Annotated in this window: 10 protein-coding genes; 2 read left to right on the top strand and 8 right to left on the bottom strand. The window is 51.9% G+C overall.

Translation table 11 applies throughout. The annotated features are described in order from the left end of the window. The first annotated feature begins 41 nt into the window (after positions 1-41). Positions 42-236 (top strand): DUF1127 domain-containing protein, encoded by a 195-nt coding sequence (locus J2125_RS12530; protein WP_017803051.1) that lies wholly within the window; start codon positions 42-44, stop codon positions 234-236. A gap of 120 nt (positions 237-356) precedes the next feature. After that, positions 357-1,865 (top strand): HrpF/NolX family T3SS translocon protein, encoded by a 1,509-nt coding sequence (locus J2125_RS12525; RefSeq protein ID WP_198510913.1) that lies wholly within the window; start codon positions 357-359, stop codon positions 1,863-1,865. Positions 1,866-1,928: 63 nt separating this feature from the next. Here J2125_RS12525 and rpoC read toward each other — a convergent pair whose 3' ends face one another. The 8 genes from rpoC to secE all read right to left on the bottom strand — a co-directional run bounded on the left by rpoC (position 1,929) and on the right by secE (position 14,356). After that, entirely contained in the window at positions 1,929-6,152 is a 4,224-nt protein-coding gene (rpoC, locus tag J2125_RS12520) for a DNA-directed RNA polymerase subunit beta' (RefSeq protein WP_017803049.1), read from the bottom strand. Positions 6,153-6,297: 145 nt separating this feature from the next. Further along, positions 6,298-10,326 (bottom strand): DNA-directed RNA polymerase subunit beta, encoded by a 4,029-nt coding sequence (rpoB, locus tag J2125_RS12515; RefSeq protein WP_017803048.1) that lies wholly within the window; start codon positions 10,324-10,326, stop codon positions 6,298-6,300. A 326-nt stretch (positions 10,327-10,652) separates the two neighbouring features. Continuing rightward, a complete protein-coding gene (gene rplL, locus J2125_RS12510) occupies positions 10,653-11,021 on the bottom strand; it encodes a 50S ribosomal protein L7/L12 (protein ID WP_026111972.1) in 369 nt (122 codons plus the stop codon). 66 nt (positions 11,022-11,087) lie between these two features. Beyond that, positions 11,088-11,585, bottom strand: coding sequence for a 50S ribosomal protein L10 (rplJ, locus tag J2125_RS12505; RefSeq protein ID WP_017803046.1), 498 nt, complete (start codon positions 11,583-11,585; stop codon positions 11,088-11,090). Between the two features lie 376 nt (positions 11,586-11,961). Continuing rightward, complete coding sequence (rplA, locus tag J2125_RS12500) at positions 11,962-12,666, bottom strand: 50S ribosomal protein L1 (RefSeq protein WP_017803045.1); 705 nt, start codon at positions 12,664-12,666, stop codon at positions 11,962-11,964. Positions 12,667-12,669: 3 nt separating this feature from the next. Then, positions 12,670-13,098, bottom strand: a complete 429-nt coding sequence (rplK, locus tag J2125_RS12495; protein WP_017803044.1) for a 50S ribosomal protein L11 — start codon at positions 13,096-13,098, stop codon at positions 12,670-12,672. 327 nt (positions 13,099-13,425) lie between these two features. Continuing rightward, positions 13,426-13,971 (bottom strand): transcription termination/antitermination protein NusG, encoded by a 546-nt coding sequence (nusG, locus tag J2125_RS12490; protein ID WP_017803043.1) that lies wholly within the window; start codon positions 13,969-13,971, stop codon positions 13,426-13,428. 1 nt (position 13,972) lies between these two features. Continuing rightward, positions 13,973-14,356: a preprotein translocase subunit SecE gene (gene secE, locus J2125_RS12485; protein ID WP_017803042.1), complete on the bottom strand. Its 384-nt coding sequence runs from the start codon at positions 14,354-14,356 to the stop codon at positions 13,973-13,975. Positions 14,357-14,499: the final 143 nt, after the last annotated feature.

Genomic DNA, 14,499 nt, shown 5'->3' with positions numbered 1-14,499 from the left:
TCCTCACAAAATAGTCCTCAGTCATCCAGTGTGGGGAGCAAATGATGGAATATCAGGAAAACAGAACGGGACAGCTTTTTGCCGGAACCCGTGTTCGTATGAAGTTGGCTTTGCTTTATCGGCGGTGGCGGGGATGGCGTCTGCGTAAGCAGACGCGCAAGATTTTATCCGGGTTAAGTGATACCCAGCTGCGGGATATAGGTTTAACCAGTGAAGATGTGGATCGCTACAAATGATTTAGCCCTGTACCGGCCCTCTCCAGCGGCGGCGCAAATACCGCCCTGGAGAAAAAGCGGAACTGTTGCTGATTTGGCGCCACCCAATAAGCACAACTCCTTTTAAGCGGATTAACCTGTATGCGTCTTCCTGGCTTTTCTCCACAGAATCTCACTACCGCAAACAAGGCAACCCCTGCCAGTGGTGAACTAGCGACACCACTGAAGGGAACCCGATCACAAGCTACCAGCCCTGACGCCCTGCAGCAGGGAGCGGGAAAAAACCTGCAAACTTCCGGCTCCATCGCGCAGCTGATCCCGATGCTAATGGAAGAGCTGTTATCGGCACTGTCCGGCGGTTCGGATACGCAGCAGGCATTGCCTGAAACCGCACCGGATCAGATGCCCTTTGAGGAAGTGGTCGCTACACTTGGCCGGCACGAAGATCTGCTGAAAAAGGCCACCGACCGCGAAGGCATGGAGAAACTGCTTGATGACCCTAAAACCCCGTCCGATGCCAAAAAAGCACTGAGCGCCGTACTCAAAGATCCGGAGATGTTTGCCGCTTTAGATGGGGCGAAAAAAAATGGTAAAACAGACGGGAAAATCAGCGCCAAAGACATTCAGACAATGCAGCAGAACCCGTTAATCAGACAGTATACCGATGCGAAATCTGAAGACTATACGCACGCCTATATGCCGTCTGACTCTGCGCCAGGCTCCGCGCCGCGGGAAATGACCTCAAATGATGCCATGCGCGAACTCTATCTTTACTCTGAAAGTCTGCCGAAAAAGGTGAGTCTGGAAAGCTTGCAGAAAATCGCTGATGGTTCGCAGGATATGGGCAAGTGTCCACCGCAGGTGGCCGCCGCGGCAAAATTCTTCACTGACAATCCGGAGCAATGGCAACAACTGACAGGTAAAGACGATCCTTCCGCATCGGTTTCAAAAGATCGCCTGTGTGATCTCGCATCGTATAACGTAAAGCTTGCGCCTCAGGAGGATAAGGCGCTGAAAACGATACAGGATAACGAAGACATTTTCTTTAAAGGCGGCGGCATTAAGCCAGATAAGCTGAAGGATATTGCTAACAATGAAGAAAACAGCCAGGAAGTGCGCGACGCAGCCAATTTGCTGAGCCAGCCTAATTCGATGCTGTTCTCCATGCTGGATAATGGCAAACACGGCGCGGGCGGTGACTTCTTTAATAAGGCCAATGATAAAAATATTGGCAAAGGTGATATCGATGCCTTTATCAAAAAAGGATCCAATCAGATTGCCGCCCCTGCTCAGCTGGCAAAACCTTCACTGGATCCTGACGCTATCTCAGCACAGCAGGATATGACCACCGGTAAAGAGACGCAGCCAGATCAGAAAAAAGAGAAGGGCGGCGGTTTTTATAAAATGCTCGAAGTCTTTAGCTATATCGCTTCTGCCGCGTTCTCATTTATTCCGGGCGTCGGAGCGGCTGGTTTAGCCGCGACGGCGGGACGCGTAGCAGCGACGACGGCAATTAAAGAAGGGGCTAAACAGGCGGCGAAAGAGGGGCTGAAAGAAGGTGCTCAACAAGGTGCCGAAGCCGCAATAACGGGCGGAAAAAACGGTTCAGAAGAACAGTTGACATCACCACGGGTGTGGGCGCAGAGCTGAGAGTTTCAGGCATAAAAAAAACCCGCCGGAGCGGGTTTTTTATTAGCGATAGCGGACTAACGATTACTCGTCGTCGCGACCACCGAGACCGGCGTTCAGCAGTTCCGCCAGGCTGGCAGATGCTTCATCTGCAGTCACCTGTGGCGCTACCGGCACTTCGCCTGCATGACGACGGCGCATACGATCCTGATGATAAGCGTAACCGGTACCGGCTGGGATCAGACGACCCACGATTACGTTCTCTTTCAGGCCGCGCAGTTCGTCACGTTTACCTGCAACAGCGGCTTCGGTCAGGACACGTGTGGTCTCCTGGAACGATGCTGCGGAGATAAACGATTCGGTTGCCAGAGATGCCTTGGTGATACCCAGCAGATCGCGAGCGAAGGTCGCTGCAATCTTGCCGTTGTTTTCCAGGTCGCGGTTCGCGATTTTCACGCGAGAGAACTCGACCTGCTCACCATCCAGGAACTCTGAGCTACCGTTGCTGGCGATGGTTGCTTTACGCAGCATCTGACGCACGATAACTTCGATGTGTTTATCGTTAATCTTAACGCCTTGCAGACGGTAAACTTCCTGCACTTCGTTAGTGATATAACGGGTCACAGCATGCACGCCGCGCAGACGCAGAATGTCATGCGGAGACTCTGGACCATCGGATACCACGTCACCACGTTCTACGCGCTCACCTTCGAACACGTTAAGCTGACGCCATTTCGGAATCATCTCTTCGTAGTGATCGCTGCCATCAATCGGCGTGATCACCAGACGACGTTTACCTTTGGTCTCTTTACCGAAGGAGATAATACCGCTGACTTCAGCCAGGATTGCCGGCTCTTTCGGACGACGTGCTTCGAACAGGTCAGCAACGCGTGGCAGACCACCGGTAATATCCTTGGTACCGCCTGATTCCTGAGGAACACGCGCCAGGGTATCACCAGAGCTGATCTTGATGCCGTCTTCCAGCTGGACAATCGCTTTACCTGGCAGGAAGTACTGAGCTGGCATATCGGAGCCAGGGATCAGTACATCGTTACCGTTAGCATCAACGATTTTCAGTGCCGGACGCAGATCTTTACCACCAGTGGTACGTTCTGCGCTGTCCAGGATCACCAGCGAGGAGAGACCGGTTAAGTCATCAGTCTGACGCGTAATGCTCTGGCCATCGATCATGTCGGTGAAGCGGATAAAACCGCTCACTTCGGTGATAACTGGCATGGTATGCGGATCCCAGTTAGCGACAACTTCGCCCGCTGCAACCTGCTCACCGTCACCTTTCGCCATGGCTGCACCGTAAGGAACTTTATAGCTCTCTTTGGTACGGCCAAATTCGTCGATCATTTTCAGTTCAACGTTACGCGAGGTGATGACCAGCTTACCAGCGGAGTTCGTTACCGATTTCGCGTTGGTCAGCTTGATAGTACCTTTGTTCTTCACCTGAATGCTGGATTCGGCTGCCGCACGCGATGCCGCACCACCGATGTGGAACGTACGCATGGTCAGCTGAGTACCCGGCTCACCGATGGACTGTGCTGCAATAACGCCGATGGCCTCACCTTTGTTGATGATGTGACCACGCGCCAGATCGCGTCCATAACAGTGCGCACACACACCGAAGTCAGTTTCACAACTTACTACGGAGCGGACTTTCAGGCTGTCGACCGAGTTCTCTTCCAACAGGTCACACTGCTGCTCGTGCAGCAGGGTGTTGCGTGGCAGCAGAATGTCCGCAGTGCCTGGCTTAAGAACGTCTTCCGCCGTTACACGACCAAGTACGCGCTCACGCAGTGGCTCTTTAACATCACCACCCTCGATAACCGGCGTCATCATGATACCTTCATGGGTACCACAGTCGTCTTCGGTAACGACCAGATCCTGTGCAACGTCAACCAGACGACGCGTCAGATAACCGGAGTTCGCGGTTTTCAGTGCGGTATCCGCCAGACCTTTACGAGCACCGTGCGTGGAGATGAAGTACTGGAGTACGTTCAGACCTTCACGGAAGTTCGCGGTGATTGGCGTCTCGATGATGGAACCATCTGGTTTCGCCATCAGACCACGCATACCCGCCAGCTGACGAATCTGTGCCGCAGAACCACGCGCACCGGAGTCGGCCATCATAAAGATACTGTTGAAGGAGACCTGACGCTCTTCTTCGCCGTCACGGTTAATGACCAGCTCAGTTGACAGGTTTTCCATCATTGCTTTAGCAACACGTTCGTTGGCCGCAGCCCAGATATCGATCACTTTGTTGTAGCGTTCGCCAGCGGTTACCAGACCAGACTGGAACTGCTGCTGGATTTCAGCCACTTCAGCTTCCGCTTCGGTGATGATTTCCACTTTCTTCGCCGGGATCACCATGTCGTCGATACCAACAGAAGCACCTGAACGGGCAGCGTAGGCAAAACCGGTGTACATGGTCTGGTCAGCAAAGATAACGGTCGGCTTCAGACCCAAAATGCGGTAACAGGTGTTCAGCATTTTGGAGATAGCTTTCTTGCCCAGCGCCTGGTTAACGATGGAGAAAGGCAGACCTTTTGGCACGATCATCCACAGGATGGCGCGACCAATGGTGGTATCAATGATGCTGGTTTTAGCAACCCATTCATCCTGCTCGTTTTTCTCGTGCTCAGTAATACGCACTTTTACACGAGCATGCAGAGAGGCGAGGCCAGCGCGATAGATACGCTCGGCTTCTTTCGGGCCAGTCAGCACCATGCCTTCGCCTTTGGCGTTAACACAGTCACGGGTCATGTAGTACAGACCCAGTACAACGTCCTGAGAAGGAACGATGATTGGCTCACCGTTCGCTGGCGACAGGATGTTGTTGGTAGACATCATCAGCGCACGCGCTTCCAGCTGAGCTTCCAGCGTCAGCGGTACGTGTACTGCCATCTGGTCACCATCGAAGTCGGCGTTGTATGCCGCACAGACCAGCGGGTGAAGCTGAATCGCTTTACCTTCGATCAATACTGGCTCAAACGCCTGGATGCCCAGACGGTGCAGTGTTGGCGCACGGTTCAGCAGTACCGGGTGTTCGCGGATCACTTCATCCAGGATATCCCAGACGACAGCTTCTTCACGCTCAACCATTTTCTTCGCCGCTTTAATGGTGGTCGCGAGGCCACGCAGTTCCAGCTTGCCGTAGATAAACGGTTTGAACAGTTCCAGTGCCATTTTCTTTGGCAGACCGCACTGATGCAGGCGCAGGTATGGACCAACGGTGATAACCGAACGACCAGAGTAGTCGACGCGTTTACCCAGCAGGTTCTGACGGAAACGACCCTGCTTACCTTTGATCATGTCAGCCAGCGATTTCAGCGGACGCTTGTTAGAGCCGGTAATCGCACGACCGCGACGGCCGTTGTCCAGCAGCGCATCAACCGCTTCCTGCAACATACGTTTTTCGTTACGTACGATGATATCTGGCGCAGCCAGATCCAGCAGGCGTTTCAGACGGTTGTTACGGTTGATCACACGACGGTAAAGATCGTTCAGATCGGACGTAGCGAAACGACCACCATCCAGTGGCACCAGCGGACGCAGATCCGGCGGCAGTACTGGCAGCACGGTCAGGATCATCCACTCTGGTTTGTTACCAGACTGAACGAACGCTTCCAGCAGCTTGATACGCTTGGTCAGCTTCTTGCGCTTGGTCTCGGAGTTGGTTTCGTTCAGCTCTTCACGCAGCTGCTCGCACTCTTGCTCCAGATCCATGTTTTTCAACAGCGCCTGGATAGCTTCCGCACCCATTTTCGCATCGAATTCGTCACCAAACTCTTCCAGCGCATCCAGATACTGCTCTTCAGTCAGGATCTGGCGCTTTTCGAGGTTGGTCATACCGCCTTCGACAACCACATAAGATTCGAAGTACAGCACGCGTTCGATATCACGCAGTGGCATGTCCAGCAGCAAACCGATGCGCGAAGGCAGCGATTTCAGGAACCAGATGTGTGCAGTTGGCGAAGCCAGTTCAATGTGGCCCATGCGCTCACGGCGAACTTTGGTCTGTGTAACTTCAACGCCACACTTCTCGCAGATCACACCGCGGTGTTTCAGGCGCTTGTACTTACCGCACAAGCACTCATAGTCTTTGACCGGCCCGAAAATACGCGCACAGAACAGACCGTCACGTTCAGGTTTGAACGTACGGTAGTTAATGGTTTCCGGCTTTTTAACTTCACCGAAAGACCAGGAACGGATCATGTCTGGCGAGGCCAGAGCAATTTTGATCGCATCAAACTCTTCAGTCTTAGTTTGCGCTTTCAGAAACTTTAGTAAGTCTTTCACGGATTAGCTCCCGTCGGAGTGAGACTTCTCAAGGCAGCCCGGAGTGACCCGGACGCCTCGTAACTAGTACGAATACAACTGCTTACTCATCATCTTTCAGGCTGCAGGCGCTTTCACGACCTGCAACCCGAAAGCTGGCGTGTAGTTAATCGCCTTCCAGCTCGATGTTGATACCCAGCGAGCGGATCTCTTTCAACAGTACGTTGAAGGATTCCGGCATGCCAGGTTCCATCTGATGATTACCGTCCACGATGTTTTTATACATCTTGGTACGGCCGTTAACGTCATCAGACTTAACGGTGAGCATTTCCTGCAGCGTATAGGCAGCGCCATATGCTTCAAGCGCCCACACTTCCATCTCACCGAAGCGCTGACCACCGAACTGCGCTTTACCACCCAGCGGCTGCTGAGTAACAAGGCTGTAAGAGCCGGTAGAACGTGCATGCATCTTGTCATCAACCAGGTGGTTAAGTTTCAGCATGTACATATAGCCAACGGTAACCGGACGCTCGAACTGCTCGCCAGTACGGCCATCAAACAGCGTAATCTGACCAGAGGTCGGTAAACCACCCAACTGCAGCAGTTCTTTGATTTCGCTCTCTTTCGCACCGTCAAACACTGGCGTCGCGATTGGCATACCTTTTTTCAGGTTCTCTGCCAGACGCAGCACTTCGTCATCAGTGAAGGTGTTCAGGTCAACTTTCTGACGCACATCGGTGCCCAGATCGTAGGCGCGCTGAATAAACTCACGCAGTTTGGACACTTCTTCCTGCTTCTTAAGCATCGCGTTGATTTTCTCACCGATGCCCTTCGCAGCCATACCCAGATGGGTTTCAAGAACCTGACCAATGTTCATACGTGATGGTACGCCCAGCGGGTTCAGTACGATGTCAACCGGCGTGCCGTATTCATCGTAAGGCATATCTTCGATCGGGTTGATCTTGGAGATAACACCTTTGTTCCCGTGACGACCTGCCATTTTGTCACCAGGCTGGATCTGACGTTTAACCGCCAGATACACTTTCACGATTTTCAGCACGCCTGGTGCCAGATCATCGCCCTGAGTGATTTTGCGGCGTTTAGCTTCAAGTTTTTTCTCAAACTCGTGCTTCAGCTCGTCGTACTGCTCCGCCAGCTGCTCCAGCTGGTTTTGCTTGTCTTCGTCGGTCAGACCGAGTTCCAGCCAGCGCTCACGTGGCAGCTTGTCCAGTTTTTCCGCTTCAACGCCACCGGCAACCAGCAGGTAGTTGATACGGCCAAACAGGCCAGCTTCGAGGATCTGCAATTCTTCAGACAGGTCTTTCTTCGCCTGCTTCAGCTGCATCTCTTCGATTTCCAGCGCGCGCTTGTCTTTTTCCACGCCATCGCGGGTAAAGACCTGAACGTCGATCACGGTACCGGAAACGCCATTTGGTACGCGCAGAGAAGAGTCTTTAACATCAGACGCTTTCTCACCGAAGATCGCACGCAGCAGCTTCTCTTCTGGCGTCAGCTGGGTTTCACCTTTCGGCGTCACCTTACCAACCAGAATGTCGCCACCGGTCACTTCAGCACCGATATACACGATACCGGACTCATCCAGTTTGGAGAGCGCAGCTTCACCCACGTTCGGGATATCAGCAGTGATCTCTTCTGGCCCCAGCTTGGTGTCACGCGACACACATGCCAGTTCCTGGATGTGAATAGTGGTGAAGCGATCTTCCTGCACAACACGCTCGGAGACTAAGATGGAGTCTTCGAAGTTGTAACCGTTCCACGGCATGAACGCCACGCGCATGTTCTGACCCAGCGCCAGTTCACCGAGATCGGTAGACGGGCCGTCAGCCAGTACATCGCCACGTTCAATAGGTTCGCCCAGGTTCACACACGGCTTCTGGCTGATGCAAGTGTTCTGGTTGGAACGGGTGTACTTAGTCAGGTTGTAAATGTCGATACCGGCTTCGCCCGGATACATTTCGCCTTCGTTAACTTTAATAACGATACGCGATGCATCAACGTACTGAACGGTACCACCACGTTTCGCTACGGCAGTTACACCGGAGTCAACCGCAACCGCGCGTTCCATACCGGTACCTACCAGCGGCTTATCAGCACGCAGAGTAGGAACCGCCTGACGTTGCATGTTTGCACCCATCAATGCGCGGTTGGCGTCATCGTGCTCCAGGAACGGAATCAGGGACGCACCAACAGAAACGATCTGCTGTGTGGAAACGTCCATGTAGTCAACCTGATCGCGGCTGAACAGACTCGATTCGCCTTTGCTACGGCAAGTCACCAGGTCGTCTACGAAGTGACCTTCGTCGTCGAGGTTGGTGTTCGCCTGAGCGATAACGTAGTTACCCTCTTCAATTGCAGAGAGGTAATGAATTTCGTCGGTGACCACACCGTCGACTACGCGACGATAAGGGGTTTCGAGGAAACCGTACTCATTGGTCTGTGCATACACAGACAAGGAGTTGATCAGACCGATGTTTGGACCTTCCGGCGTTTCGATTGGACACACACGACCGTAGTGAGTCGGGTGAACGTCTCGAACTTCAAAGCCTGCACGCTCACGCGTCAGACCGCCCGGGCCGAGTGCAGAGATACGACGTTTGTGCGTAATCTCAGACAACGGGTTGTTCTGGTCCATAAACTGAGACAGCTGGCTGGAACCAAAGAACTCTTTCACCGCCGCAGAGATCGGCTTGGCGTTGATCATATCCTGAGGCATCAGGGTATCGAGATCGCCAAGGGACAGACGCTCTTTCACCGCACGCTCAACACGCACCAGGCCAACACGGAATTGGTTTTCCGCCATTTCGCCTACGGAACGGATACGACGGTTGCCGAGGTGGTCGATATCATCGACCTCGCCTTTACCGTTACGGATACCGATGAGCTTCTTCATCACTTCAATGATGTCGTCTTTGCTCAGGATACCGGAACCTTCGATCTCATCACGCAGCAGAGAACGGTTGAACTTCATGCGGCCAACCGCAGAAAGGTCATAGCGGTCTTCAGAGAAGAACAGGTTCTCGAACAGATTTTCAGCAGCTTCACGCGTCGGTGGCTCACCAGGACGCATCATACGGTAGATCTCAACCAGCGCGCTCAGGCGATCGCTGGTTGGGTCGACACGTACGGTTTCTGACATGTAGGCGCCGTGGTCCAGATCGTTGGTGAACAGCGTTTCGATACGCTTGTGTCCTGACTGGCTCAGTTTCGCCAGCAGATCCAACGACAGCTCCATGTTGGCTGCCACAATCAGTTCGCCGGTGTTTTCGTCGATGTAATCTTTACCAACGACTTTACCTGCGATGTACTCAACCGGAACTTCGATATGCGCAATGCTATCTTTTTCCAGCTGACGAATGTGACGCGCAGTAATACGACGGCCTTTCTCAACGTATACCGTGCCGTTCGCTTCAATATCAAAAGAAGCGGTTTCGCCACGCAGACGCTCAGGAACCAGTTCCATCTGCAGCTTGTTGTCACGAATCTCATACACCACTTTCTCGAAGAACAGGTCAAGGATCTGTTCAGTGGTGAAGTTCAGTGCGCGCAGAATGATGGTCGCAGGCAGTTTACGGCGACGGTCAATACGAACGAACAGGTTGTCTTTCGGATCGAATTCGAAATCCAGCCATGAACCACGGTAAGGAATAATACGTGCGTTATACAGCACTTTACCCGATGAGTGGGTTTTACCCTTATCGCTGTCAAAGAAGACGCCAGGACTACGATGCAGCTGAGAAACGATAACCCTTTCTGTACCGTTGATAACAAAGGTACCGTTATCGGTCATGAGCGGAATTTCGCCCATGTAAACTTCTTGTTCTTTGATGTCTTTAACAGTGCCTTCCGGCGCTTCGCGCTCGTAGATCACCAGACGCAGTTTTACACGCAGCGGAGCCGAATACGTCACGCCACGGATCTGACATTCTTTAACATCAAATACAGGTTCGCCTAAGCGGTAGCTGACGTACTGCAGCTCGGAATTACCGCTATAGCTCTGAATTGGGAATACAGAACGGAATGCTGCTTCCAGCCCGTACTGACCTTCCGGATCTTGCTCGATAAACTTCTGGAACGAGTCAAGCTGGATAGAAAGGAGATATGGAATGTCCAGAACTTGTGGACGTTTACCAAAATCCTTACGAATGCGTTTTTTCTCGGTATAGGAGTAAACCATAGGGTTCCTCAGCTCGCTGATCAGTGACCCACTCTGTCCGTCCTGAAGGACAGTTCATGCAACACTATTATGTTTTCGGAAAGTGAGGAGATCACTGTCCGCAATACATCTTTCTATCACTCTTAAATCATTTCGTTGCTCTGGTGGGAACAGGGAGTTCTCACGGAGAAGCAGTATATTAAGGCGCCGATAGAAAAAGATATTGAAGAACTTCAATGGCTAAATAGTGTGAAACCCCATTGTAGTCCTTGAGCGCAAAAAGGCTGGTGACTAAAAAGCCACCAGCCATCAGCCTGACTAATCAGACTGCAACCTGAAAGGTTGTTTTATTTGATTTCAACTTCAGCGCCAGCTTCTTTCAGAGCAGCTTCAAGTGCAGCTGCGTCATCTTTGCTGATGCCTTCTTTCAGAGTTGCTGGTGCAGACTCAACCAGGTCTTTGGCTTCTTTCAGGCCCAGACCAGTTGCGCTACGTACTGCTTTGATTACAGCAACTTTGTTTGCGCCGATAGCTTTCAGCACAACGTCGAATTCAGTTTTTTCTTCTACAGCTTCAGCAGCAGCAGCTGGACCTGCAACAGCAGCAGCAGCTGAAACGCCGAATTTTTCTTCCATAGCGGAGATCAGTTCAACGATTTCCATTACAGACAGTGCTGCAACAGCGTCAATGATTTGGTCTTTAGTGATAGTTGACATAACAAGTGTTCCTAAGAATCAGAAATAGTTTATACGTAAGCAAGTGCGTCAAAAAAGAGAGTGCGATTAAGCAGCTTCTTTCTGATCGCGAACAGCAGCCAGAGTGCGAACCAGTTTGCCGGCAGCGGCTTCTTTCATGGTTGCCATCAGGCGTGCGATTGCTTCATCGTAAGTAGGCAGAGTTGCCAGGCGGTCAATATTAGACGCCGTGATCAGCTCACCTTCAAAGGCCGCAGCTTTAACTTCGAACTTTGCATTCGCTTTCGCGAACTCTTTGAACAGACGAGCAGCAGCGCCCGGGTGTTCCATAGAGTATGCAATCAAAGTTGGACCAACAAACGTGTCTTTCAGGCACTCAAACTGAGTACCTTCAACGACGCGGCGCAGCAGGGTGTTACGAACAACACGCATGTAAACGCCAGCTTCACGACCTGCTTTACGCAGTTCGGTCATTTTGTCAACGGTAACGCCACGAGAATCCGCAACTACCGCAGACAGCGCGCCTTTGGCTACTTCGCTGACTTCAGCAACAATCGCTTGTTTGTCTTGAAGATTTAAGGCCATTAGCTTGTGCTCCTGGATTTTTGGACGGGGAAGGATTTCCCCGAAACTCACTTCACTTATCCGCGTTGCCGAAGATAAGCGCTAAAACACGGTGAGCAGAATCCAGATAAGAAAAAAAATTCTTTAGGCTCTGTCACCGTCTACGCAGGACGATTAAGTCTTCCTACCCCGAAGAGTGTTCTGACACCTGCGGTCTTGGACGGAGGCCTGGATAAGGCCAGGCTCCAACCGAAAATTCTTAGTATTCTTATGCAGTTAAACTGTGACGGCGTAATCGCCAGGCCACATCACAACCACATTAAATACAGGTTCCGTCATTAACGGAACAACGGGCGTAAGATTCTAGACGAAAGTTACGCCCGCGTAAAGCAGCGAATTAGTTCGCTACTGCGTTCAGACCAGACTGATCAACTGCTACGCCAGCGCCCATGGTGGTGGACAGGCTAACTTTCTTGATGAAAACGCCTTTCGCCTGAGAAGGTTTCGCTTTTTTCAGCGCAACCAGCAGGGCTTCCAGGTTTTCTTTCAGTTTGTCTGATTCGAAATCAACCTTACCGATAGTGGTATGGATGATGCCGTTTTTGTCGTTACGATAACGAACCTGACCAGCTTTAGCGTTCTTCACTGCTTCAGCAACGTTAGGTGTTACAGTACCAACTTTCGGGTTTGGCATCAGACCACGTGGGCCCAGAACCTGACCCAGCTGGCCAACAACGCGCATTGCATCTGGAGATGCGATAACAACGTCGAAGTTCATTTCGCCTTTTTTGATCTGATCAGCCAGATCTTCCATACCTACCAGCTCAGCGCCTGCAGCTTTAGCAGCTTCAGCGTTTGCGCCCTGGGCAAATACGGCAACGCGAACGGAACGGCCAGTACCGTGTGGCAGTACAGTTGCACCACGCACGTTCTGGTCAGATTTACGAGCATCGATGCCCAGGTTTACAGCTACGTCAACGCTTTCAACGAACTTGGCAGTAGCCAGTTCTTTCAGCAGAGCAACAGCTTCGTTGATGTCATATTGTTTAGTTACATCAACTTTGTCACGGATCACGCGCATGCGCTTGGTCAGCTTAGCCATTTCTTAATCCTCCACTACCAGGCCCATGGAACGAGCAGTACCTTCAATTGAGCGAGACATCGCTTCAATATCAGCACCAGTCATGTCCGCAGCTTTGGTTTCTGCGATTTCACGTACCTGAGCACGAGTTACTTTACCTACTTTGTCTTTGTTCGGCTTACCGGAACCAGACTTAATACCAGCCGCTTTTTTCAGCAGAACTGCTGCTGGCGGGGTTTTGGTAATGAAGGTGAAAGAACGGTCAGAGTAAACAGTGATAACAACTGGGATCGGCAGACCCTTTTCCAGGCTCTCTGTTTTGGCGTTGAACGCTTTACAGAATTCCATGATGTTAACACCCTGCTGACCCAGTGCCGGGCCAACTGGTGGACTTGGGTTAGCCATACCCGCAGAAACCTGCAGTTTGACGTAGGCTTGTACTTTCTTAGCCATGATAATTCCTCTATTGGGTGGTAGCGCTTCGCAAGAAGCTCCCCGTGGTTTTGTCCACTGCCTGGCTTACTCGTTATTTTGCCTTTGCGCAGTGCTCGAAATCCTTACGTACCCAAAGTACGCTGCGGTTTCTCCGCGCTGTGCGCATGCAAAATACCTTTGCCGCCGACGGCAGTTAACACTCAATATTCACACGCTGAGACAGCGCATAAAAACAAAAGGCGCGAAATTGTATTTCAATTTCGCGCCTTCCGCAACCAATAATCGGTCAATGCATGCACTATTTCCCGCACTGCAGTGATGCTATGCGGGCGGCCGCTACGATTATCAGCCTTTTTCGACCTGACCGAAATCAAGTTCCACTGGCGTTGCACGGCCAAAGATGGAAACCGATACTTTCAGGCGGCTTTTTTCGTAATCCACTTCTTCGACCACACCGTTGAAGTCGGCAAACGGGCCATCGCTGACGCGGACCATTTCGCCAGGCTCGAACATGGTCTTTGGCCGTGGCTTATCGCCAACCTGCTGCAGACGGTTCATGATCGCGTCGACTTCTTTATCGCTAATTGGCGCCGGACGATCTGACGTTCCGCCGATAAAGCCCATGACGCGCGGCACGCTGCGCACTAAGTGCCAGCTTGCATCGTTCATGACCATCTGTACCAGAACGTAGCCAGGGAAGAATTTGCGCTCGCTTTTACGACGCTGACCACCACGGATCTCAACCACTTCTTCGGTTGGAACCATGACGTCACCAAACAGCTCTTCCATGTTATGTAACTTGATATGCTCACGCAGCGATTGTGCTACGCGGCCTTCAAAACCGGAAAACGCCTGAACGACGTACCAGCGCTTTTTTGGAGCTTCAGACATCTCAGAACCTCAGGCCAGTGATAAATGATACCAGACGGACCAGAATACCATCCAGCCCCCACAAAATCAGTGACATCACGGCGGTAACCGCGGCAACGATTAAGGTGGTATGCAATGTTTCCTGACGAGTCGGCCAGATGACTTTACGGACTTCGGTTCTTGCTTCACGAGCAAAAGCCACCGTAGCTTTACCTTTCGTCGTCAGCAGCGCGATGCCACCCGCGGCGGCAATCAGCACAACGACGGCCAGCGCACGTAACGGCAATGTAATTTCGCGATAGTAGTAGTTACCTACGATAGCCACGATAAGCAAAATGGCTACGACTAACCACTTTATCGCTTCCAGGCCGCGCCCGCTCCCTTGAGCTTCGGTATTAGCACTCATAAACCAACCTGCCACAATAAATCAGAAACTATTTTGCCCCGCGGCGCGGGGCAACCAAACCGAATAATGCTGTGAGGCGTAACTCGGTATCTAACGCCGTGCTACAGAGCCTGCCTCAGCAATGATTATGACGGAAAATCACT

Origin of the sequence: Winslowiella toletana, from assembly GCF_017875465.1 — a bacterium.
GTDB lineage: Bacteria > Pseudomonadota > Gammaproteobacteria > Enterobacterales > Enterobacteriaceae > Erwinia > Erwinia toletana.
This window is presented reverse-complemented; position numbering and strand designations above follow the sequence as displayed.